This window comes from Negativibacillus massiliensis (assembly GCF_900148495.1).
GTDB classification, from domain to species: Bacteria; Bacillota; Clostridia; order Oscillospirales; family Ruminococcaceae; genus Negativibacillus; species Negativibacillus massiliensis.
On sequence record NZ_FTRU01000008.1, the window covers coordinates 822,343 to 846,672 of the forward strand.

At 47.3% G+C, this 24,330-nt stretch carries 19 protein-coding genes; 16 read left to right on the forward strand and 3 right to left on the reverse strand.

Features of this window, described 5'->3' with window-relative positions; genetic code table 11:
* Position 1: 1 nt before the first annotated feature.
* The gene (locus BQ5375_RS09860; RefSeq protein WP_076917799.1) at positions 2 to 2,824 is read left to right on the forward strand and encodes an ATP-binding protein; all 2,823 of its coding nucleotides are present in this window, start codon (positions 2 to 4) and stop codon (positions 2,822 to 2,824) included.
* Between the two features lie 112 nt (positions 2,825 to 2,936).
* Entirely contained in the window at positions 2,937 to 3,479 is a 543-nt protein-coding gene (locus BQ5375_RS09865) for a 2'-5' RNA ligase family protein (protein WP_022132300.1), read from the forward strand.
* A gap of 56 nt (positions 3,480 to 3,535) precedes the next feature.
* On the opposite strand, the gene BQ5375_RS09870 is transcribed toward BQ5375_RS09865, so the two are convergent.
* Complete coding sequence (locus tag BQ5375_RS09870; RefSeq protein WP_159438032.1) at positions 3,536 to 4,816, reverse strand: YibE/F family protein; 1,281 nt, start codon at positions 4,814 to 4,816, stop codon at positions 3,536 to 3,538.
* A gap of 279 nt (positions 4,817 to 5,095) precedes the next feature.
* Between BQ5375_RS09870 and hrcA the strand changes: the two genes are divergently transcribed.
* From hrcA to dnaJ, 4 genes are all read left to right on the forward strand, one after another.
* A complete protein-coding gene (hrcA, locus tag BQ5375_RS09875; RefSeq protein WP_159438033.1) occupies positions 5,096 to 6,133 on the forward strand; it encodes a heat-inducible transcriptional repressor HrcA in 1,038 nt (345 codons plus the stop codon).
* Between the two features lie 15 nt (positions 6,134 to 6,148).
* Positions 6,149 to 6,730 carry a nucleotide exchange factor GrpE gene (grpE, locus tag BQ5375_RS09880; protein WP_268876805.1) on the forward strand — a complete coding sequence of 194 codons (582 nt, stop codon included), beginning with the start codon at positions 6,149 to 6,151 and terminating at the stop codon, positions 6,728 to 6,730.
* A gap of 51 nt (positions 6,731 to 6,781) precedes the next feature.
* Positions 6,782 to 8,617: a molecular chaperone DnaK gene (dnaK, locus tag BQ5375_RS09885; protein ID WP_022132304.1), complete on the forward strand. Its 1,836-nt coding sequence runs from the start codon at positions 6,782 to 6,784 to the stop codon at positions 8,615 to 8,617.
* 490 nt (positions 8,618 to 9,107) lie between these two features.
* The gene (gene dnaJ, locus BQ5375_RS09890) at positions 9,108 to 10,268 is read left to right on the forward strand and encodes a molecular chaperone DnaJ (RefSeq protein WP_076917803.1); all 1,161 of its coding nucleotides are present in this window, start codon (positions 9,108 to 9,110) and stop codon (positions 10,266 to 10,268) included.
* Positions 10,269 to 10,487: 219 nt separating this feature from the next.
* On the opposite strand, the gene BQ5375_RS09895 is transcribed toward dnaJ, so the two are convergent.
* Together BQ5375_RS09895 and BQ5375_RS09900 are read right to left on the reverse strand one after the other, a co-directional pair.
* Complete coding sequence (locus BQ5375_RS09895) at positions 10,488 to 13,403, reverse strand: N-acetylmuramoyl-L-alanine amidase (protein ID WP_022133387.1); 2,916 nt, start codon at positions 13,401 to 13,403, stop codon at positions 10,488 to 10,490.
* A gap of 128 nt (positions 13,404 to 13,531) precedes the next feature.
* A complete protein-coding gene (locus BQ5375_RS09900; RefSeq protein ID WP_022133388.1) occupies positions 13,532 to 14,671 on the reverse strand; it encodes a sporulation integral membrane protein YlbJ in 1,140 nt (379 codons plus the stop codon).
* 156 nt (positions 14,672 to 14,827) lie between these two features.
* Here BQ5375_RS09900 and BQ5375_RS09905 point away from each other — a divergent pair, with 156 nt between their 5' ends.
* The 10 genes from BQ5375_RS09905 (at position 14,828) to BQ5375_RS09945 (ending at position 24,211) form a co-directional block, all read left to right on the forward strand.
* Positions 14,828 to 15,112 carry a YabP/YqfC family sporulation protein gene (locus BQ5375_RS09905; RefSeq protein ID WP_022133389.1) on the forward strand — a complete coding sequence of 95 codons (285 nt, stop codon included), beginning with the start codon at positions 14,828 to 14,830 and terminating at the stop codon, positions 15,110 to 15,112.
* Positions 15,113 to 15,124: 12 nt separating this feature from the next.
* Positions 15,125 to 16,327, forward strand: a complete 1,203-nt coding sequence (locus tag BQ5375_RS09910) for a sporulation protein YqfD (RefSeq protein WP_022133390.1) — start codon at positions 15,125 to 15,127, stop codon at positions 16,325 to 16,327.
* Between the two features lie 139 nt (positions 16,328 to 16,466).
* The gene (locus BQ5375_RS09915; protein WP_022133391.1) at positions 16,467 to 17,417 is read left to right on the forward strand and encodes a PhoH family protein; all 951 of its coding nucleotides are present in this window, start codon (positions 16,467 to 16,469) and stop codon (positions 17,415 to 17,417) included.
* Between the two features lie 2 nt (positions 17,418 to 17,419).
* On the forward strand, positions 17,420 to 17,932 hold the full coding sequence (ybeY, locus tag BQ5375_RS09920; protein WP_022133392.1) for an rRNA maturation RNase YbeY: 513 nt from the start codon (positions 17,420 to 17,422) through the stop codon (positions 17,930 to 17,932).
* Positions 17,919 to 18,392 carry a diacylglycerol kinase family protein gene (locus BQ5375_RS09925; protein WP_083687594.1) on the forward strand — a complete coding sequence of 158 codons (474 nt, stop codon included), beginning with the start codon at positions 17,919 to 17,921 and terminating at the stop codon, positions 18,390 to 18,392. The genes ybeY and BQ5375_RS09925 overlap by 14 nt, the downstream gene beginning before the upstream one ends.
* A gap of 29 nt (positions 18,393 to 18,421) precedes the next feature.
* Complete coding sequence (gene era / locus BQ5375_RS09930; RefSeq protein ID WP_022133393.1) at positions 18,422 to 19,309, forward strand: GTPase Era; 888 nt, start codon at positions 18,422 to 18,424, stop codon at positions 19,307 to 19,309.
* 114 nt (positions 19,310 to 19,423) lie between these two features.
* Positions 19,424 to 19,606, forward strand: coding sequence for a hypothetical protein (locus BQ5375_RS14250; protein ID WP_022133394.1), 183 nt, complete (start codon positions 19,424 to 19,426; stop codon positions 19,604 to 19,606).
* A complete protein-coding gene (recO, locus tag BQ5375_RS09935) occupies positions 19,551 to 20,339 on the forward strand; it encodes a DNA repair protein RecO (protein WP_022133395.1) in 789 nt (262 codons plus the stop codon). The genes BQ5375_RS14250 and recO overlap by 56 nt, the downstream gene beginning before the upstream one ends.
* A 26-nt stretch (positions 20,340 to 20,365) precedes the next feature.
* Complete coding sequence (locus BQ5375_RS09940) at positions 20,366 to 22,768, forward strand: endonuclease MutS2 (RefSeq protein ID WP_076917813.1); 2,403 nt, start codon at positions 20,366 to 20,368, stop codon at positions 22,766 to 22,768.
* Positions 22,769 to 22,798: 30 nt separating this feature from the next.
* A complete protein-coding gene (locus tag BQ5375_RS09945) occupies positions 22,799 to 24,211 on the forward strand; it encodes an MATE family efflux transporter (RefSeq protein WP_022133397.1) in 1,413 nt (470 codons plus the stop codon).
* Positions 24,212 to 24,330: the final 119 nt, after the last annotated feature.

The following is a 24,330-nucleotide window of genomic DNA, read 5'->3' on the forward strand; positions in this document are numbered from 1 at the left end:
AATGCAGAATCTGGAAATTATTCGGATGCAGCTGATCGGCTTCGGAAAGTTTCGGGATCGAACCATCGAGCTTTCGCCAGGACTGAATCTGCTGGAAGGCCCAAACGAGGCGGGAAAAAGCACTATACAGGCGTTTTTGACCGGTATGTTTTACGGCTTTTTCCAGCCGGGAGCCAAACGCCGCAGCTATACGCCGCATCGGGACAAATACCAGCCGTGGGATGGTGGAAGCTACCGTGGCGTGCTGGTCTGCCGCAACGAGGAACGAACCTGGCGCATCGAGCGCACCTTTGATAAGGACAGCGAATCGGTCAAGGTCTACGATGATCTGACCGGAGATGACCTGACACTGGATTTTGCCTACAATACCGTCACCCGTCAGGTGCAGGTGGGAGAAAAGCTGCTGGGTTTGAGCAAAACTGCTTTCAATAATACCGCAAACATCGCGCAGATGACCTGTGCAAGTGTGGCGCAGGAATCGGGATTTTCTGCGGAGGTCAGCGACAAGCTGCTGTCCATGATGAAAACAGCTGATTCCAGCCTGTCATTAAGTGCAGTAATCCACCAGCTGGACAGCAAAGCAGAGCAGATCGGCAGCCCTAAAAAGAGCAAGACCCCGTATGGAATCGAAAGTCTTCGGGAAAAGGAGCTTGTAGAGGAGCTGGAAGAAGCGGAAAAAAATGAAGCCGAGTATCAGAATCTCTGCGAGCAGGGCAAAAGCTTAAGCGGGGAAATCCAGCAACTGGAAAAGGAAAAGAGCTTACTGGAAGCACAGATCCGGGAAAGCGCAGCCAAAGAACTTGGCGGACGCTATTTAAAAGCGCAGAATCTTCGGGTGCGAATTGAGCGCATCGAGAAGGAACAGGAAAAATATCGCATCTATCAGGATGTTGATCCGGAGATAATCGATCAGGCGCAGAAACGTCTGGGTGCAAAGGCACAGATCACCCGAACACTGGAAAAATATCGACGAGCTTTGGAAGAGCTCAACCACCGGATTCAGGAACTGAACAACCTCTACCGGACATTGGAAGTTTCAGGAGCAGATGAAGAAACTCTCTCACAGTTTGACCTGATGTTTGAACGGCACAAAAATCTCGAACAGCTTCGGGATGAGCTGTATCAGCTGCAGATCAAAAAGACTAATGTTGCATTCCACCGCAGCAAGCTCTCCCAAATGGACGGGCAGAAGCTGGAAGAGGATATGCAGGAATATCGCAGGCTGGAACAGATGAAGCAGGAAAAACAGCCGGAAAAATCCAATACTGCCGGAATTTTCGTGCTGGTGTTCGGTCTGGTATTTGTGTTGGCAGGGGTGGCAGCGGCGCTATTTGGCGGCGAGATGGTTCCGGCAGCGGCAGCATACGGTGCAATCCTGATTGGAATAGTTGCCAGTGCAACAGGGCTTATTCTTCTGTTGACTTTGCGCAAAGCTTCCGGTAAGGGAAGAAAAGGGGAGAGTCTTGAGCGCATCTGTCAGATGCAGCAGGATATATTGGAAGATTATCAGCTTTCCCATGAGGTTGATCCGCTTGCCTGTCTGGAAGAGATGCTTGGCAAGGTACAGATCAATAATTATAAAATCAAGCAGTTTGAGGAACAGGAGAATCTCCTGTTGGAAGAAATCCTCTCCAAGAATCAGCGTGTGAACCAGCTGGATGCAGAAATCAGCGCCTACCTTGGTCGCCTGACTGCAAAAGCTGCTCCACTTAATGAGGAAGATAACGTACAGGAATCTTCTGAAACAGAAACCGTTTCGGAAGAACAGGAAATGGTTTGGGCGGAGGATTCTCAGCCAGAAAAGAATGTACAGTCTGCCGACGAAGTCCGCTTAAAATCGCTGCGGGAATCGGTCAATCAGGCAAAACGAATCCGCACCGATTTACAGCGTCTGCATTTACAGCAGCAGCAAATCATGCAGGAGGAAGAAAACTGCAAAAATCAGATCGAGCAGATCAATACCTCTATCCAACAGGCAGTGGATTCCTGTCGTGCAGCCGGAGCGCAGTCTGCGGATGATTTGGAAAAGTGTCGTCAGGGCAAACGCCGTTTGGATGAAGTCAGTGTTGAGCTGAAGCTTCAGAAAGAACTCTTGACCGAAACACTGGGTGGATACAGCTTTGAGGAGCTTGAGCAGAATGTTCGTTCCCAGAAAGCAGGGGAATCGGATATCTCACCCGACCGCAGGGAAACCAGAGAAAAGCTTGCAGCACTCAATGAAAAGCTGTCCGAACTGGGCAAACAGGCCGCAGAGCTGGAAGGTGTTCGCAGGGGAAGAGAAGAAAGCCAGCGTCCGACCGGACAGGTTCAGGCAGAATTGGATGAGGTGCGCAGCCGATGCAAAAAGTATCAGTTGGAGCTGGACGCAATCGCGCTTGCAAAGGAAAAACTGCTCTCACTCAGCGGTCAGCTGCATCGGGATTTTGCTCCACAGCTTAACGCCAGAGTTTCCAAAGCGATCGAGCGAATTACCAATTCCCGTTACAGCAGAGCGGTAATCGACCAGACTTTGGGTGTTCGTCTGGAGGACAAGAAGAGCGGTAAACTGGTGGATGTTTCTTCTCTCAGCAGTGGAAGTGCCGATCTGATCTATCTGGTGATGCGTCTGGAACTGCTGGATCTTCTGTGTGGAGAAAACCGTGTGCCGGTCATCTTTGACGACAGCTTTACCCAGCTGGATGATGAGCGCACTGCGCGGCTGCTCTCCTACCTGCTGGAGGACAAACAGCGGCAGATTCTTCTGTTTAGCTGTCATAGCAGAGAGCGGGAAATGCTGAGTCTGGCACAGATCCCATGCCATGTAATTTCATTAAACGAACAATAACGGTATCTTTTGCTATAATCCATAAGTTTATCAAAAAACAAGCCAGAGGATAGGTGTAATGGATGTCCTCTGGCTGTTTTTCTAGCTTAAAATGTTTTGAAAGGAGATTGGTATGCAGTACGCAGTTGAATTGTATTACGATGAAGAAACACAAAATAAGATTTCTGCATTAGCAGAAATGATTGCACAAAAGAAAATCAGTACAAAATTTTTAGAGTGGAAAACACGACCACACCTTACTTTGGCGTGTTTTCATGATGTCGATGAAAATTTATGTATCGAAAAATTGAAATCATTTGCACAAAACCATCAAACACTGCCGGTATCCATTGATTCGGTCGGTATGTTTAATGACAGCAAAACAATTTTTCTTTCTCCTACGATGACCAGTGGTATGTATCAATTTCAAAGAGAACTGCATAACAGTTTAAATGGTTTTGATACACAAGGGTGGGAGTATTATTGCCCAGATCAATGGGTGCCGCATTGTACAGTTGCACTGACCAGAGAAGACAAAGAGGAAGCTTTTTTTCAAGCAAGTGAATTGATCTTACACGAGTTTCGGAAAATGAGCGGAGAATTTGTGGAGATAGGTCTGGTTAAAGTAACATTCCCGGTGCAGGAAATTTATACTGTTAAATTATGTAAAAAGTAGGAATAAATCTTTAAATAATATGGGGTTGTTTTATCCTAGTAATAAAAAAAGAGGCATTAAGCCTCTTTTTTTATTACTCTTTTTTTCATACAACATAAACCGGATGCAATGAATGCGGAAATTGGGATGGTGCACAAAATACCGATACTGCCCGAAAGTGCCTGAAGCAGCTCGACGATGATGAGCTCACGGTTTAACAGCTGCTCAAGCGATGCCTGATAGCTCGCGTACAGCAAAACGGTGGTAAGGGAAGAACCGATGTAAGCCAGAATCAACGTATTTGCCATAGTGCCCATAATATCGCGGCCGATATTGAATCCGGACTGTACCAGATGCCAGAAAGAAATATCAGGGATTTTGCGGTGAATCTCGAACAGGGAGGAAGTGATGTCCATCGCAACGTCCATAGTTGCCCCCATTGCTCCGATGATGATGGCGGCAAAGATGATTGCACGCAGATCGATCGGAGAAGATTCATTGAGCAGGGAAACGTACATGGTCTCGTCGTTGAGATATCCGGTCAGCTTCATCACATGATCCATAAAGAAGGAAAGGATTCCGGCAACCATGACACCGCCGGCACATCCCAGTGCAGCGGACAGGCTCTTTCGGCTTGGACCGCTGACCAGTGCCAATGTCATGGCGATGGTGAACAGGCAGGTGATGATCGAAACAAAGTAGGCGTTATATCCGGCAAGAATGGCAGGAACAAATACGACAAAGATGGCAAGACAGGTAAAGACCAGCGAAAGGATGGTCTTAAGTCCCTTGGAACGTCCGAACACCAACAGACCCAGCAAAAAGACAGCAGCAAGAATCAGGATAGAGTCGGAGCGATAGAAGTCGCCAGCTTCCCATTCAATGTTGTCTTCAGGGTTTGTCTGGAACAGAAAAATTTTGTCTCCCACACTGACAGGACGCATTCCATTTCCAGTCAGGTTGTCGATTTTTTGAAGAGCTTTCACGCTTTGTCCTTTTCCGTCCCCGGAAAGAATGTCTGCTTGGAAGGTGATGACGTGTTCATAATAAACATGTCCGCCGATTTCTCCCATATCGTTTCGGTCATGCAGAATCTCGGTGACTCTGGCAACCGAAGAGGTGACCTGCATCTCATTGCGGAAAAGCCCTGCTTTGTCCACCGATAGATGGTATCCCACAAACAGATAGATGCAGGATAACAAAATTACCGCAAGATAAAACAGCAGGTGTTTTATGGAGATGTTTCTTTTGCTTTCCGGCAGAGGCCTTTCCTTGCAGTACAGAGAAGCAGGAGTGTCATCGCTTGGGGAGGAGGAAAGGAGCGGTTCCTTCTCGGGATTGATTTGATTTTGGTTCATAATATTCAGCCTTTCCTGAGAAAATATTCGTGTGACATTTATCATAATACAATCAAAAGTTTACCACACAAAAGGTGGATGCCGCAAGAAGAAGGGGAATATTTTGGCAAAAAGATTTTGAAAAACAGGAAAAAACGTCAAATATCGGATAAGAGGTAAAAGAGTTGTTAAAAAATTATGAAAGCACGAAAAATCCCTTGACAGATGGGAAAAATAGTGTTAAATTATGTTTAGCACTTGAGAGATAAGAGTGCTAAAGAAGAAAAAGAGGTGATGGCTTTGGAACTGGATAACAGAAAACAAAAGATTCTCAAGGCTATCATTGAAGAATACACGCGAACAGGCGAGCCGGTCGGCTCCAAAAGAATCGCAGCTCTTTTGGATATCACCGCTTCTCCTGCGACCATCCGAAATGATATGGCAGCGCTGTTTGAGATGGGACTTCTCGAGCAGCCGCACACCTCGGCAGGAAGGGTTCCATCCCATATGGGTTATCGGTACTACATCGATCATCTGATGCAGCCAAGTCCGATCTCCCCGATGGAAATGGCGTCGATTGAAGCAATGTTCAATGTCCGCGATCCGGACCCTGACAAACTGCTTTCGGATGCAGCACAGGCACTTGCGGATTATACCCACTGCGCGACTATCTCTTCGACCAGCACACCGCCGGAGGTATTCGTCAAACGAATTCAACTGATTCCGGCAGCCGAACGAACGGTCATCATCATGGTGATTGCCTCGAACGGTTCGGTCAAGAGCCGAGTGTGCAGGGTTGATTTCCAGGTAACGCAGAACATCTGTGAATTCTTTACCAGTTTTGCAAACGACCGGTTGGCAGGCAGAAGTCTCAAGGAAATTTCCGATGCATACATCAATTCGGTGGCTTTTGCTTTTGGGGATTACACCGAGGTGTTCACCACCCTGCTTTCCGCCATCTATTCTTTGTGCAAGGAGATCAATGATGGCCAGTTTTGTGCAAAGGGAACAACCAACCTCCTCTCTTACGACGAGATGAAGGATTTCTCGAAGGATCTGGTGTTGCTGCTTTCACAGAAGCAAAAAGCAATCGACCTGATTCCGGACGGCAACTATGAAGTCAAGGTTTCGGTCGGAAAAGAGAACAGCAGCATGGAGCTTTCCAACTCCACTGTGGTGGTTGCGAAGTTCAATATCGGGTCCTCCCGATGCGGTACTTTGGCGCTGATTGGTCCGGTGCGGATGGAATATCCGAAGCTGATTCCGCATATCGAATATTTTGCGAAGATGCTCGGCGAGCTCTTGAGCGAAACGATGGAGGAACAGCATCTGAATTAGTTAATACTACATCAAATAAAACAAAACACGAAAAGGAGAATGGATGTGAAGAAGAAAGCACAGGACAATGTTCCGGAGAACACACCGGAAACTGCATCTGAGCAGGAAGTTGTGCAGGAAACACAGGAAGTTCAAAAAGAACAGAAAGAACAGGAGCCAACCGCAGAGGAAAAGCTGCAAAAGCAGATTGACGAATTAAACGACAAGCTGCTGCGTACCCTGGCAGAATATGATAACTATCGCAAACGTTCCATCAAGGAAAAGGATGCGATCTATCCGCAGGCAAAGGCAGACACCGTTGAAAAGTTCTTACCGATCATCGATAACTTCGAAAGAGCAATGCAGACCGAGTGCTCGGATGAGGCTTTTAAGAAGGGAATCGAAATGATCTTCCAGTCGTTCATCAAAACGATGACTGATCTTTCGGTAGAAGAAATCGGTAAGGAAGGCGAAACCTTTAATCCGGATCTTCACAATGCAGTGATGCATGTGGAGGATGAAAACTATGGCGAAAATGTGGTTGCACAGGTTTTGCAGAAAGGCTATAAAATCGGTGACCGCGTTGTTCGATATGCAATGGTCAAAGTTGCAAACTAAATTTTGTTAAACATATCATTTGATTTATAGAAAAAATGGAGGTAATTCATCATGGGAAAAACTATTGGTATTGACTTAGGTACAACAAACTCCTGCGTAGCCGTTATGGAAGGCGGCGAACCAGTCGTAATCGCTAATCCAGAAGGTGCTCGTACAACCCCATCCGTTGTTGCTTTCTCCAAAACAGGCGAAAGAATGATCGGTCAGGTTGCAAAACGTCAGGCAGTTACAAACGCTGACAGAACCATCAGCTCGATCAAACGTGAAATGGGTACTAACTACAAAGTAACCATCGACGGCAAATCCTATACACCACAAGAGATCTCTGCAATGATTCTGCAGAAACTGAAAGCTGACGCAGAAGCATATCTGGGTGAGCCTGTAACAGAAGCTGTTATCACCGTTCCTGCATACTTCACCGACGCACAGCGTCAGGCAACCAAAGATGCTGGTAAGATCGCTGGCCTGGATGTAAAACGTATCATCAACGAGCCTACCGCAGCTGCTCTGGCTTACGGCGTTGATAAAGAAACTGATCAGAAGATCATGGTATACGACCTTGGCGGTGGTACTTTCGATGTATCCATCATCGAAATGGGCGACGGCGTACAGGAAGTTCTGGCAACTGCTGGTAACAACAGACTGGGCGGCGACGACTTCGACCAGAGACTGATCAACTACTTTGTTGAAGAATTCAAGAAAGAAAACGGTATCGACCTTTCCGGCGATAAGATGGCTATGCAGAGACTGAAAGAGGCTGCTGAAAAAGCTAAAATCGAACTGTCCGGCATGACCCAGGCTAACGTTAACCTGCCATTCATTACCGCTGATGCTACCGGTCCAAAACATTTTGACATGAACATCACCCGTGCTAAATTCAATGAACTGACCGCAGACCTCGTTGAAAAAACCATGGGTCCAGTAAATCAGGCTCTGTCCGATGCAGGTTTGAGCCCATCCGACCTGAACAAAGTTCTGCTGGTTGGCGGTTCTACCCGTATCCCAGCTGTACAGGAAGCTGTTAAGAGAATCACCGGCAAAGATCCATTCAAAGGTATCAACCCAGATGAATGTGTTGCTGTTGGTGCTGCTATCCAGGGCGGCGTTCTGGCTGGCGAAGTAAAAGGTCTGCTGCTGCTCGACGTTACTCCACTGTCCCTTGGCCTGGAAACCCTCGGCGGCGTATCCACCAAGATCATTGAGAGAAATACCACCATCCCAACCAAGAAATCCCAGATCTTCACAACTGCTGCTGATAACCAGACATCCGTTGATATCCATGTTCTGCAGGGCGAACGTGAAATGGCAAAAGACAACAAGACACTGGGTATGTTCCGTCTGGATGGTATCGCTCCAGCAATGAGAGGTACTCCACAAATCGAAGTAACCTTTGATATCGATGCAAACGGTATCGTTCATGTATCTGCAAAAGACCTTGGTACTGGTAAAGAACAGCACATCACCATCACTTCTTCCACATCCATGTCCAAAGACGACATCGATAAAGCTGTAAAAGAAGCAGAGCAGTATGCAGAAGCTGATAAGAAACAGCGTGAAGAAGTTGATATCCGCAACGGCGCAGATCAGATGATCTTCCAGACAGAAAAAACTCTGAACGAACTTGATGGCAAGATCGATGCTGCTGATAAGAGCGAACTGGAAACCAAACTCAACGCTCTGAAAGAAGCAGTAAAAGGCTCCAACATCGACGACATCAAAGCAAAACAGGAAGATCTCCAGAAGAAATTCTATGATGTATCTGCAAAACTGTACCAGAATGTAAATCCACAGGCTGGTCAGCCAGGTCCTGACATGGGTGCTCAGAACAACAATAACGGCAACCAGAACAACGACGGCTTTGTAGATGCTGATTTCAAAGAAGTTTAATCGCTAAATCGTGTTGATGAGGATTGGGGCAATACTCCAATCCTCATGGCATGTACATGAATAAGTGATCGGAAAGATAAACCGAAACCTAAAAGAGAAAGTACGCAGTTGGATATTTCAGAAAAGTGACTTTGGAGACAAACACTTTTCTTTTAGGTCTGCTTTTCTTTCAAAAGAGTAAAAATACTCTGATGGAGGAGATTAGACAGGAATATTCAGGAAAGTGGCCTGGGAGACAAACACTTTTCTTTTTGCCTGCCTTTTCTTTCAGAAGAGTAAAAATACTCTGATGGGGGAGAACAGACAGAAGTATTCAGAAAAGTGGCCTGAGAGACAAACACTTTTCTTTTTGCCTGCCTTTTCTTTCAGAAGAGTAAAAATACTCTGATGGGGGAGAACAGACAGAAGTATTCAGAAAAGTGGCCTGAGAGACAAACACTTTTCTTTTTGCCTACTTTTTCTTTTAGCAAAGAAAAAGTAGGTGAACAGAGTGGCAGAGGAAAAAAGAGATTATTATGAGGTGCTGGGGGTACAAAAGGGATGCACAGACGATGAGCTGAAAAAGGCATACCGTAAACTGGCAAAGCAGTACCATCCAGACTTGAACCCTGGAGATAAAGAAGCAGAAGCAAAATTCAAAGAAGTAAATGAAGCTTACGCTGTCCTTTCGGATTCGGAGAAACGTGCCCGTTATGACCAGTTTGGTCATGCTGGTGTTGACCCGAGCTATGGCGGCGGCAGCGGATTTGGCGCAGGCGGCTTTGACTTTGGAGATATCGGTGATATCTTCGACAGCTTTTTTGGCGGCGGCGGATTCGGTGGATTCGGCGGTTCCAGTCGTACCAGAAATCCAAACGCACCAATCCGAGGAAACAATATCAACATTGATATTGCGCTTTCCTTTATGGAAGCTGCAAAAGGCTGCAAGAAAGAAATCAGTTTCAGCCGTTTGATAAAGTGTGAAGAGTGTTCTGGTACTGGTGCGGCAAAGGGTACTTCTCCTGAAACCTGTCCGGAATGTCATGGTTCTGGTCAGGTCCGCGTTCAGCAGCGTACTCCGTTTGGCGTAGTCCAGAGCGTAAAAGCCTGCTCGAAATGTTCCGGTACCGGTAAAATCATCAAGACCCCTTGCGATAAATGTAAGGGAATGGGCAGAGTCAGAAAATCGGTCAAACTGGAAGTGGATGTTCCAGCTGGTATCGATAATGGTCAGACCTTTGTTCTGCGCGGACAGGGTGACCACGGCGTTAACGGCGGTCCAGCAGGCGACGTCAATGTTACTGTATCGGTTCGTCCTGACCCACTGTTTGAGCGTGATGGCTTTGATGTATGGTGCGAAATTCCAATCACCTTCCCACAGGCTGTATTGGGCGACGAGGTCGTTGTACCAACCATCGATGGTAAGGTAAAATATAATATTCCGGAAGGAACCCAGCCAGCAACTGTATTCCGCCTGAGAAATAAGGGTATTCCTTATGTAAACGGCAGAGGCCGCGGCGACCAGTACGTCCGCGTTAACCTGGAAGTTCCAACCAACCTGACCAATAAGCAGAAGGATGCGCTCAAAGAATTTGATACTCTGACTGGTGATAAGAACTACCGAAAACGAAAAGGGTTCTTCGATAAGCTTAAAGACTTTATGAAGGACTAATTTATGTTGCTTTAAAAGTGGCGTAATTAAACCAATAATTTATAAAATATCAATCAAGAAGGCTTTATTTGACACCACATTGACACCATTTTGACACCATGAAAAAACCCCGTTTGTTAGATGAATAGTCTAGCAAACGGGGTGTTTTGTTGTTGGGATTTCTAGTAGCAAAGAGATCAATCAATGATCATGACGTTCTGATACCAATGTTAAAGCATTTTATGATTGAGCGATCTGATCATCAGGTACTGCTGTTTGGGAAGGGGTGCGCAAGGCAACTTGGTATTGAACGTTTGATTGATCGACATAATCAAAAATGATTTCTGCAAGCTGATATGCAGTCCGATAAATATTGACAGAACTGCTTGCGCGGGCATAGTCCGAAGGGTTCATCAAATTGCCAAGGTCAATATTCAGGGATGGAGCAAGAGAAACATCACCTGGATAAGAGGAAGTTTGTACTACTGGCTGTGCAGAACATTGAAGCTGTTTGGACAGTTGGTCGGAAAGCTGCTGTGCCAGTTCTTCTCCAAATTGATTGCAGGAAATTGAAATGCCACTTTTCTGATTTCCGCAATGATGGATGGAAAGGAAGAGGTCAGCTTCCCGATACTGAGCAACCATAACGCGGTCAAGTCCGGCCATGGCACTGTGGTCGCTTCTGGTCAGGAAGACGTTTGCTCCCAGATTGTCCAGACGGTCATAAAGTGCTTCGGCTACGGCAAGGTTCAAAGCTTCTTCGTTAGCGCCCTGAATGCCCATCAGGCTGTCTGCGCCTAAATCCTTTCCGCCGTGTCCGGCATCGATGACGATGTTCATTCCCTGAAGCGGAGGAGTGTTTCCGCGGGGATCTTCCGAAAGGTGAGAACGGAAGTAGACAATCATATTTCCTTCATGGAAAGAAACCTGATATCCATAAAACGGCATATTTTCTTTTAGCTTTAAGGTGACATGAACCTGGTCTTCGTCCTTGTCCACCTGAATATCCTCAAATAAATCGCTGTTTAGATAATTCAGTCGGTCATTCATCTGGGTGATGTGGGACAGAGTAAGGGTGACAACCCTTTCTTCCGCATCATATCTTACAGCGCAAGGAGCAGAAGAAGCACCAACAAAGGTGATGTATTCTCCACGGTTAGTTGTCTGAATGACAACATTTTTGACCTTTTTGGACAAGGTGTAGATGTCAGCAGTGCTGGTCAAAATGCGGGCAGAGTCTTTTTGAATACAGCCACCAGAGCTGAGATAGAAGTGATCTTCCGTGTAGCGGTCGATCGAGTCCTTAGTTCCTTCCGGAAGAACATACAAAATCTCACTCTCGGAGCTGTCTTTGAACACAGGGGTAACTGGAGCGGTCAACTGAACAGCAGCAGTCTGCTGGCTTCCAAGAAAAATCAGTTTTCCATCAGAAACCTGCTGGCTGATCTTTCCGCCATAGGTCATGGAATAAGAAACCTGTCCTAAAATTCGGACTTCTGCTTCATGATCTTCTTCCAGATAGAGAGGAGCAGTGTATTTGGCGGGTTCTCCCTGCGGGATGGAAGGATTCACCTGAGTAAGCGGATAAACTTCTGTACCGATTCTTGCAGTGACCTGTGCTCCGGAAGGCGCAACACAGGAAAGGAAAGAAGGGGTTGTGGATGAGACAATCTCATCGTTTACAGGGTAGGTCGACTCAGGCTGAATGCAGTTGATCGGGGTTGTCTCCTGCGAAGCATCATCGGTTCGGGTGATGGTTACGGTGCGCTTTTTGCCGTTCTGTTCCAAGGAAAAGCTGTTGATACCGACCGAAAGCGGAACCGAGAAGGAGAAATATCCGGAAGGAAGGATTTCACCATAAGCTCCCTGATATTCCTGCCCATTAAGGTAAAGTGGCTGGTTTGGGTCACAGCTTCCGGTGATCGGGTAGGAACTTTGTGATGTAGTAACGGTATCAGCCGGGGAACCGACAGTCAGCCCCGAAGTTTTTTTCAGGAAGCTGTCCTCATACCAAAGGGAACTGTTTTGCGGAGTGCTCATATCCGAATAAAGGGAAGGGAGCAGAAGAATATTCCGCATGGAGTTGATCACACAGCCGTAGACCGAGTTTGTCTGAGTGGAAAACTGACGGAACAGTGTTTCCTGCGGGTCAGAATAGAAGGTCTGTTCTGTGCGGGGTGCCAAAACCATTGAGGCGTCCTGATATGGGAACAAAGCCAGCTGCGGCAGAGTTTGCAGCATGTTTTTCCAGACAAGCAGTTCCTGCTCATACGCATTTTCTCCAGAGACACTGCCGACAATCTGCGGCATGATAAAGTCCACACATTCCTCGGCTGCCAGTTCCTTTAAAAAGCTCAGGATTTCCTGCTGGGAGAAGAGTTCCATCATCTCTTTTGGAAAGATCACACCAATTTTGACCACCGAAGAGCGGCGGCGGACATTATCCCGAACAGAGAGCATGATGTTTTTTAAAGCGGGCAGAGATGCGCCATATTTGGTAAAGCAGTCATTGAAATCAATGACGACACCGTTGATTTTATAGTTTGAAACAAGCTCCAGAGAAAGATTTCCGATCAGCTTCCAGACCTCTTCCTGTGAAGGATCGAGGAAAAGGGAATTTCCATTCTGTTTTACTAGCTGGGGATAATCGGATGCGCGGGTGTTGTACTCTTCGTTGTAAGAAACATTTCCCAGATCAAATGGAGAGATGACAGCACAAAGAGAAAGGCCGCTGCTTTCACTCTCTTTAATCAGGGATTTGAGCGGGTCTTTCAGAGAAAATCCACCATCTTTGGAAAGAGCTGGATTTTGTTTGAGATAGGACGAATGGTACATCGAGCCCATTTGGGGATTGACCGGATAAAAGATGGTATCCATCCCGATACTGGATGCTAACGCTACCATCTCTTCTGCCTCGGGACGCAGCTGCCAGTAACCGGTTTCACTGGATTGGGGATAGCTGCAGGTACCGATGCTGTCGATGACAACACCATTTAAGCTTTGTCCGCCGGAAAAATAGGAGCGTTCCTGCTCCAGACGGTCCTGGACGGTATTGGGTTCGGTTAAGGTATCTGTATCGGTTGCAAATCCTGAAATGCTTCCGGATAAAAGCAGGGCAACAGCTAATATCATCGAAAGGAGTCTTTTTTTCTTCAAAATCCTCACCTCAATTTCGACTGAAAATCGAATTTCGACTTTTCATCGAACGACGATTTCTTTTATAATCTTAGTCTAACAAAAATTGACTCAAAAAGCTATTGTGAGGATCTGTTTTTTCAAAAAATTTAAAAACTTTTGGTGTTTTTCATGGGATAAGGTGTGTTGTAGCGGTTTTGTGAAAGTTCGAACAGAAATAGAATGCTCATCATAATCAGACAGCCAGTCAAGAGGGGGGTGTTTTCGTTACTGATGGGAAGCGGCTGGGACGAAGAAGAAAAGACCGCTGCTGTTTGTGGAAAGAGTTTCAGGTAACAGAAGACCAGAAAGGACGAACAGACAGCGTGCAGTACCCTTACAGCCAAAAAGGGGCGCATGGATAAGGTGGTGTCCTTTAAAATTCCCGCCAGCTGGGCGATAACAGAAAATCCCCCAAAGGAAAGAAAGCAAGACGCAAACAAGATGCCCAGCGGAAGGATGCCGGAAAGCAGGCATCCATTGGTCACTTCCAGACTGCCGAGCAAAATGCAGGAAAGAAAACGATTTTGAAAGAGATTTGCTGCTGCTTCGGATACGGCACGAAACAAAATGATAAATCCGCACATCTGCGCTAAGGAGGAGACAGCACCGCTTACCGCCGATACAAATGCCTGACCAAAAGGGAGAAACGGCTTAGGCGTGTTTGCAGGAGCAAAGCAGGCAAGGACCTGCTTTTGTTTTTTTCTTCGGGCAAAGACTCCGGTGACGACAGCGAAAATCAGAGAGGTGATAAGCTGAACCAGATAAAGCACAAATCCTGCCTGATAGCTTCCAAACATGCCGTAGCCCACAGCAGTGATGATAAAGGAAGGTCCGGCACAGCAGCAGTAAAGAAGCATCCGTTGGGCACAGCCAGGCTCGATTCGGTGCTGATTTAAAAGATCAGCGATGGATTTTGCCCCCATCGGATAGCCGCCAATCAGACTGAGCAGGACAACACTTCCCAGTTCCGGCGGCAGAAAGAACAGATGTTTGGTGATAGGGGAGAGAGGAACAGACAACAGGCGGTACAGTCCGCTCTGCAGCAAAAATCCGGTCAGTACCATAAAACAAAACAGTGATGGAATAACGGTTTTCAGACATAATTCAATTCCCGACACCACTCCCTTGGAAACAGTTTGTCCGTCCACAATCAGGAAAACGGCGCAGAACACACAGAAAACGGCTGCCAGAAAGCTGCCGGGGTCGGTGCGAAAAAGGGTCGTTTTCTTTTTGCTACTTTCTTTCATAAATCATCATCCTTTGTTTTGTTGATAGTATGCGCACAGCTCTGGAAATGAGGTGCGCGGTCATCCTATCCTTATGCACAGGAGAAAGAAAAATTGACTGCTAAAATGATTTTTCTTTTCATATACTTGTCAATAAAACAACAGGAGGAAACATTGATGAGTCGACGAAAGAAGGAACAGTCTCAAACGCAGAAAATCAAGGAAGCCGTTACCCTGACAGGCGCTTTGTTTCATAAAGAGCTGCATATCGAGATGGTCTCGAACAAGGAAGCGCTGATTGACGGCTGTAAGGGAATTGTAGAATATAACGAAAATATCATTCGCCTGAATATTCCGGAAGGACAGATCCAGTTTCGCGGGCGGGGACTGGAAATTGCCTGCATGAGTGAGGAAAGCATGATTGTCCGGGGATATATCATGGGGCTGGAATTTTGTCATTAAGGAGGGATTTTTTTGCTGCTGGTTCGGAGCTTACGATTTATCAGGGGAAGTGTCACCTTTGAGGTAAAGGGAAAGTTTGCGGAGCGCTTCTTTAATCTGCTGGGGCGCAACGGGATTCCGGTTTTTTCGGTATCCCCGACAAAAGATGGGTTTTATGCGACCACTACGGTGAAAAAATACTTTAAAATCCGCCCCTTTGTCAGAAAGACGCATGTCCGGGTGCATGTTGTCAAGCGTCAGGGGCTGCCGTTTTTGATGAAACGCTACTCCAAGCGAATCGGACTGCTTACCGGTGTTCTGGTATTTGCACTGGTTCTGCTGCTGTCCGGAGAATTTGTATGGGAAATTCGGGTAAATGGAAACGAGCTTGTCAGTGAGCAGGAGATTTTGCAGTCCCTGGAAGAGATGGGGCTAAAGCGGGGCGTGTGGAAAAACAGTCTGGATGTACAGAAGCTGGCATTGTCTTTGCGAAGAGAGTATCATGAGATCGGATGGGCGGCGGTCAACTTAATTGGAAGCGTAGCGGAAATCGAAATTGGCGAACGGGACGAAGGAGATGAAGTGGTGGAGGACAGCTCTCCCTGCAATGTGGTGGCTTCCCGCGGCGGACAGATCGTCTCGATGGAGGTGTATGACGGGCAGAAGGCGGTCAACAAGGGGGATACAGTAAAGCAGGGTGATCTGGTTGTGAGCGGAGTGGTTGTCAGCAGCAAGGGAAAAAACATCCTGCGGCATGCAAGCGCAAAGGTCATGGCGGAATATCCCGAGCAGTATCAGGTGACGATCGCTTTGTCGGAAGAGCAAAAACTGATTGCGGGCGGGGCAAAAAATTATCGCTATCTCAATATAGGTTCACTGCGCCTTCCGCTTTTTCTGGCAGGAAAAAAGCCGGATGAGTGTTTTGAACGCGTCTACACCCGCCCTATTAAAGTGTTTGGAATTATGCTTCCGTTTGAGATGACCGTTCATCAGGTGATTCCTGCAAAAACAGAGATGGTGACTATCAGCAAGGAAAAGGCAAGAGAATTTGCCGAGCAGAAATTTTCAGAATATGAGCGCCAGAAAGGGGACTGTCAGGTAATCAGCCGAAAAATCAGCGAAAAGGCAGAAGGAGACAGCATCATCTTTACCGCAGACTATGTGTTTTGTGAAGATATTGCAAAAACAGAACCAATTTTACTGAACTCTCGGACAGAATCATACGACAAACCTTAAAGAAACCGATAAAAAGCGCAGAAAAATCAAAATAAATTTGTAAAATTTGATTGAGTGTGGTATAATATTGAGCGAATAAAAATAATAGAGGAAATTTTGGCTATCAAATGGTCTGGAGGGAATATTCATCGAACAGGTATTGCAGATCGAACAGATCGAACATGTTCTGGTCCTGTTTGGCAATGCAGATCAGAACATCAAAATTATTGAAGAACATTTTGGAGTAAACATTGTCTGCCGTGGAACCGAGGTTAAAATTACCGGCGAGAGCGAGGCGGTTTCCAAGGCACAGAGAACCATCGATACTCTGCTTGCCATGATTCAGAAGGACGGCAATCTGTCGGAGCAGAACATCCGCTATGTCATGACACTGGTGGAGCAGGGCAGCGAGCAGAGCATGGTGCAGATGAACAACAGCTGCATCGCGGTGACCGTTAAAGGAAAACCGATCAAACCAAAAACTCTGGGACAGAAAAAATATATTGATGCGATCGAGAACAACACCATCACCTTCGGCATCGGTCCGGCAGGTACCGGCAAAACCTATCTTGCTGTTGCCATGGCGGTTCGCGCGTTCCGCGATGAGCAGGTCAGCCGCATCATCCTGACCCGTCCAGCGGTGGAAGCGGGCGAAAAGCTCGGCTTTCTGCCCGGCGATCTTCAGGACAAGGTTGACCCGTATCTTCGTCCGCTGTATGATGCGATGTTTGATATGATGGGACCGGAAAACTTCCAGCGCAACATGGAAAAGGGCTGCATCGAGGTAGCACCGCTTGCCTACATGCGCGGACGTACTTTGGATGATTCGTTTATCATTCTGGATGAGGCGCAGAACACCACACCGGAACAGATGAAGATGTTTTTGACCCGTCTGGGCTTTAACTCCAAAGCGATTGTAACCGGTGACGTAACCCAGATCGACCTGCCAAACGCGGGACGTTCGGGATTGATCGAAGCAGTTAAGGTGCTTAAAAATATTGATGACATCGCCATCATGAAATTGACCGAGAAGGATGTTGTGCGCCACAAGCTGGTTCAGGACATCATTACAGCATATGAGAGATATCACAACAAGGAGGCTCGCAGATAACTATGGACGGAGTAAAAGTTGCTATTTCAAACAGACAGAAGGCAGTGAAAATTCCGACAGGAATCAGACTGCTGGTTCGCCGTTGTTGCAGTGCGGTACTGACACAGGAAGAGTTTCAGGGAGCTGCGGAAGTCAGCGTCAGCTTTGTAGATAACGAGCAGATTCGAGAATTAAACCATGAATTTCGTGATAAGGACACCGCAACCGATGTTCTTTCCTTCCCATTGGGAGAAAATGGCGTATATGACTACAATAATGAAACCGGCGCGTACATGCTGGGTGACATTGTAATTTCGGTAGAGCGCGCAATCGAACAGGCACAGATGTATGGACATTCTCTGCGCCGTGAGATCGGTTTTTTGACCGTTCACTCGATGCTGCACCTGCTGGGATACGACCATGAGGGAGACCATCTGGAAGCGCTGCGTATGAGAGAAAAGGAAGAGCTGGTTTTGACCAAGCTTGGATTACAGCGCGATATGAGCTTTGTTCCGGAAGAAGATGTCGACGCTTAAATCATTTTTGTCTTCCTTTGGTGCGGCAGGAAAGGGCATTGTATGTACCATTCGGGAAGAAAGGAACTTTCGCTTTCATCTGACGGCAGCCTTTTATGTTTTTTGCCTGCGGGGATTTTATGGAGAATATTTTTCTTTTTCCCACGCAGAGGACGCTGTTTTATTCCTGACCATCGGGGCGGTGTTTGCCATGGAGCTTTTAAACACCGCAGTAGAGAATGCAGTCGATCTATGTTCTCCGCAACTTCACCCACTGGCAGGAAAAGCAAAAGATGCAGCGGCGGCAGCGGTACTGGTGAGTGCAGCGGCGGCAGTTTGTGTTGGGGTGTGCCTGTTTTGGCAGCCAGAAGCCCTGATGCTTGTCGCGGTAGATTTGCTTACTCACCCGTTTAAGCTTGCCGCACTTTTTTTCACTGCGATTTTAAGCATGTTTTTTATTTTTAAATCAGGAAAATCATAACGACTTGATAGAGGAAAGGCAGGATTTCCATGACAAAATCGGCATTCGTTGCCATCGTAGGAAAACCGAATGTGGGAAAATCTTCCCTGTTAAACCTGTTGGTTGGGGAAAAGATTGCCATTATCTCGGACAAGCCCCAGACAACCCGCACCAGAATTACCGGCGTCTTGACCGAAGGAGAGACCCAGCTGGTGTTTATTGATACGCCTGGTCTGCACAAGCCCAAAAATAAGCTGGGCGATTATATGGTAAAACAGGTGACCGACTCGGTTGGTGACGTGGACTGTGCCGTATTTGTGACCGATCCGCTGGGAGAGGTGACCGAAGCAGAAATGCAGCTGATTGAAAACATCCGTCAGCTCCATCTGCCGGCAATCCTGGTCATCAACAAAATCGATACCTTGCAGAATAAGGAAGATATGGTCAAAAAGATGGTGACCATTTCCGGAATGTATGATTTCGAAGAGGTCGTTCCGATCAGCGTTTATCAGAAGGATGGAACTGAGCTTTTGCTCAAGCTCATTCAGGATCAGGCGCAGGAAGGACCGCATTTCTTCCCGAATGATACCCTGACCGATCAGCCGGAAAAGGTGATTGTGGCAGAGATCATCCGTGAAAAGGTTCTGCGCAACATGCGTGACGAGATTCCGCATGGAACTGCCGTTGTAATCGAGCGGATGCGCGAACGTCCAGGCAAGGATATCATGGATATCGACGCGACTATCCTATGTGAAAAATCAAGCCATAAAGGCATGATTATTGGAAAACAGGGAAGTATGCTTAAGAAGATCGCAAGCCAGTCGCGTCAGGAGATCGAAAGCTTTTTAGAAACCAGAGTCAATCTCCAGTGCTGGGTCAAGATCCGCGAAGACTGGAGAAACAGCGAGTTTTCCATCCGCGATCTGGGATTTAATTAACGATAGCAGTATTTGGCAGTGCTGATAAGTGAAGATTTTTAGGGAACAATCCTTTTAAGCACCAAAATTCTGATTGCAGGATTTTGAAATCGAAACAAGCTCGGAGGGATTGGGATGAAAAAATCAGAACAAGTGTCAGCACAGCTTTTGTGGAAGCAGTTTGAACAGACCGGAAAGATCAGTGACTATCTTAATTACTGCGCACAGCAGAATGAAACCATAGAGGAAGGAACAGAAGAGTATGCAGGTGACAGCAAACGGACTGGTGATCCACGAAAGGGTTCTGAGCAACGATAATCGTCTGCTTACCATCCTGACCGCGGAATACGGCATTGTCAGGGCGTTTGTCAAGCTGGTAAAAAAGCTTGGGGGTACCATGTCTGCCTCCACCGACCTGTTTGCTTATTCTTCCTTTGTGCTGTTTCACAACAAAGATCAGTACAGTATCAACAGTGCCGAAGCAAACCGGATTTTCTATCATCTCAGGGATGACTTGGAGATGACGGCGCTTGCTTCCTATATGGGGCAGCTTGCAGAAGAGCTTGCTCCCGAAGGGGAAGAAGCAGAGGAATACCTCAAACTGTTTTTAAACTGCCTTCATCTGTTGGAACAGAAAAAACGAACGGTCGACTTTATCAAGCCTGTGTTTGAGCTTCGGATGCTGACCATGTCCGGCTATATGCCGGATCTGGTCGGATGCCAGCAATGCGGAGAATACGAAGCGGAAGGCTTTTATTTCTTTCCGGCAACGGGAACGCTTGTGTGCACCGATTGCCAGAAGGTGCCGCCGCAAGGCAGTATTCTGCTGACCAAAGCGCAGCTTGCAGCGATGCGGCACATCATCTACTCGGAGTCTGGCCGTATTTTTGGATTCAAGATGTCTGGGGAAGGGCTGCAAAACTTAGGGAAAATCACCGAGATTTATCTCAAAGCGCAGTTGGAAAAGAGTTTTCCTTCTCTGGATTTTTACCACAGTCTGCGTGATATGACCCTTTCGGTCATGAAGACAGCGCAGCAGCAACAACCTTAAGTGTGTGAATAAAGGATGTGAGAGAGATGTACCAGGCACAACGGTATTTTCGTGCACTGGAATTGAATAAAGTGCTGGAAAAGCTTTCGGAGCAGGCAAACTGCGATGACAGCAAGCAGATGGCACTTTCTCTGACACCGCTGGAAGACTATGCACAGGTGAAAGCTCTGATGCAGAAAACAGCGGATGCCTATATGCTCAGCGCAAGATACACCTCGCCAGCTTTACATAAACTGAAAAACTGTGAAGCGGCTTTAAAGAAAGCAGAAAAAGGTTCCAACCTTTCACTGCGGGAACTGCTGGATGTTTCTGCAGTGCTGCACAATATCCGCTCGGTTAAGGACTGGCGCAAACGCTGTGAAGGGGAGAGCACCTCTCTGGATGTATTGTTTGAGCTTTTGATGCCAAACCGCGAGCTGGAAAACACCATCGACAACGCAATTCTTTCTGAGGAAGAGCTTGCGGACAGCGCCAGCCGAGAGCTTGGCGATCTGCGCCGCAAGATCAATCAGGCAAAACTGCGTGTCAGAGAAAAGCTTGATGCAATCATCAAGTCCCCGACCCAGAGCAAATATCTTCAGGAAACACTGGTCACCATGCGTGACGGACGTTTTGTTGTTCCGGTCAAGAGTGAACACCGCTCTGAGATCAAAGGTCTGGTTCATGATACCTCTGCCAGCGGTGCGACCATCTTTATCGAGCCAATGGCGGTTGTAGAAGCAAACAACGAGATCCGCGTGCTTCAGGCAAAGGAAAAACGCGAGATCGAGCGCATCATTGCCGAACTTTCGGTGATGGTCGGCTCTTTTGCAGAACCGATTATTCAAAGCTACCGTGCTTTGGTGGAGATTGACCTTTATTTTGCAAAGGCTTCGCTTGCTTACAAAATGAAGGCAACTGTTCCAAATATTGTGGACAGCGGAGAGATCGATTTAAAACGTGCCCGTCATCCGTTGATTGATCCGGAAAAGGTTGTCCCGACCGACGTAAATCTCGGTAAGGATTTTAATACGCTGGTCATCACCGGTCCAAATACCGGCGGTAAGACTGTTACCTTAAAGACATTGGGTCTGCTTACCCTGATGGCAATGTGCGGACTGATGCTGCCGGTTGCTGAAAACAGCACGATCTCGGTTTATAAGAAAGTGCTGGTCGACATCGGCGACGAGCAGAGCATCGAACAGAGCCTGTCCACCTTCTCGGCGCACATGACAAACATTGTGTCGATTATCGAGGAGGCAGATTCAGACAGTTTGGTGCTGCTTGATGAGCTGGGAGCGGGAACCGACCCTGTTGAGGGTGCAGCGCTTGCAATTTCCATTATGGAGCGCCTTGCTATGTACGGTGCAAAGATTGCGGCAACCACCCACTATGCAGAAATCAAGGAGTACGCGCTGCAGACCGAAAATGTCTGCAATGCAAGCTGCGAATTTGATGTCGAAACCTTAAAGCCGACCTACCGTCTGCTGATTGGTATTCCGGGAAAATCCAACGCCTTTGCAATCAGCCAGCGTTTGGGACTGCCGGAGGAAATCATCGAAGCGGCAAAACAGAACATCTCAGCAGAAAAGACCCGCTTTGAGGATGTTCTGGCTCAGCTGGATGAAGCACGCCAGGCATTGGAAAAGGAAAAGGAAGAAGTTGACAGACTCAAGGCAGAACAGCTCGAGTCCAAACGCAACCTCGAACAGTACAAGCAAAAGACCTATAAGATGATGGAGCGCGAATTGCAGAACGCGCAGGAAAAAGCAAACCGAATCGTATCTTCGGCAAAAGCCGAATCGGCGAAACTGCTGGAAGAGCTCGACGATCTGCGCAAGCAGAAGGAAAGTGAGGAGTTCTCCAAGCTGGTGCAGGGTGCAAAATCGGTTTACAAATCTAACATCAACCGTCTGGAAGATATCGCAAATCCGGTTATTGGAAGGATGAAGGAGGAATATATTCCGCCGCGTCCGTTCAAGAAGGGCGACCTGGTTCTGGTTGTGCAGCTTAACGAGGAAGGCGTACTTCTTTCCGATCCTGACAGCTCCGGAAATGTACAGGTTCAGGCGGGCATCATGAAAACCAAAGTTCCGGTCAGTGATCTGAGACTGGTGGATAAAAAACGCCGCAGACAGATTGACCGCATGGAACGCAAGAATAATGGCGGTGTCACCAAGACACTGAAAGATAAATCGCAGCGCAGTGCAAGCAGCGAGATTGACCTGCGCGGACAGACCATCGAAGAGGGAATCATGATGGTCGATCAGTATATTGACAGTTGTTTACTCATGGGTATCAAAACCATCACCATCATTCACGGTAAGGGAACCGGTGCGCTGAGAAGCGCAATCCAGCAGCACCTGAAAAACCACAAAATGGTACGCACCTTCCGCCTCGGTGTTTATGGCGAGGGAGAAGATGGCGTAACGATTGCCGAATTAAAATAACCGGAATGTCCGGTGAGGAGTGGATGGAGTTTGAGTGGAACAAGCGGCATATTAAAGTATGTTTCCAGCGAACATCTCGCTAGGAAGATTGATTTTCAAGGACCAGTTCCATCGACCAAGGAAGTGTACCGCAGAGCACTGAATATTGCGTGGCCTTCCGCAGCCGAAACGGTACTGGTCAGCCTGGTCGGTTCGGTCGATACCATCATGGTAGGCGGACTGGGACCGGCAGCAATTGCAGCGGTGGGACTGACCAATCAGCCAAAGTTTATTTTGCTTGCGCTGATTAACTCGTTAAACGTCGGTGTCACCACGGTTGTTGCACGAAGAAGGGGACAGGAAAACAGAGAAGGCGCACAGAAATGTGTGCGTGTCGCTTTAATGATCACCTTCACACTTTCGCTGATTCTGGCGATTCTGGGATTTGTCTTTGCAGAGCCGATTATGAGCATTTCCGGCGCTGCAGCGGATACCATGCAGGACTCGATTGATTATTTCAGAATCCTGATGATCGGTTTTGTGCCGATGTGTATAGGACTTACAGTAAATGCAGCACAAAGAGGTGTAGGCAACACAAGAATTGCGATGACCACCAATTTGACCTCCAACGGCATTAACCTGATTTTTAACTATCTGCTGATTCATGGGAATCTGGGATTTCCGCGTCTGGAAGTAAAGGGTGCCGCACTGGCAACCATTTTGGGAAGTACCGTTGCGTGCCTGATGTCGATTCGTTCGATCCTGCCGCATGATACTTACCTGCACATCAGACTCAGGGATAAATGGAGGCTGGATAAAGAGACACTGGGCAGCATCTGGAAGATCAGCTACAGTGCAGTGATCGAGCAGCTGTTTATGCGAATCGGATTCTTTACTTACGTCAGAATCGTTGCAGGGCTGGGTACCATCGCATTTGCAACCCACCAGATCTGCATGAACGTGATCAACCTTTCCTTCTCGTTTGGAGATGGATTTAGTATTGCGATTGCTTCGCTGGTTGGACAGTCACTGGGCGCAAAACGTCCGGACATGGCAAAGCTGTATGTAAAGGTGAACAAGGTATTGCTGTATGCAATTTCCGGCACCTTATCAGTTATCTTTGTTGTGTTCCGATACCAGATTATCGGACTGTTTACCGATGAAGCGGCAATTATTACCGAAGCGGGAACCTTGATGCTGATTATCGCAGCGACTACCGTTATTCAGACATCCGCACTTTCCTATACAGGATGTTTGAGAGGTGCCGGTGATGCACGATACATAGCTATTACAGCATTTATCAGTATTGCGATTATCCGTCCATTGTCAGCATGGGTACTTTGTTATCCGGTTGGCTGGGGACTGGTTGGTGCATGGATTTCACTGTTTATTGACCAGTGCATGAGATGTATTCTCAACGGTACCCGTTTCCGCAAAGGAAAGTGGGCAGAAATCGAAGTATAGGCAGGCTGACCAGCTTGAAGCTGGACTAAGTTCGCGTTGTCGGTTTCGTGCAAACTTGAAAGTCTCGTTCTCGCGCAGGTCGCTTGCCTCCGGCTGCGCTCGGCAGGCTGAGCCTGCAT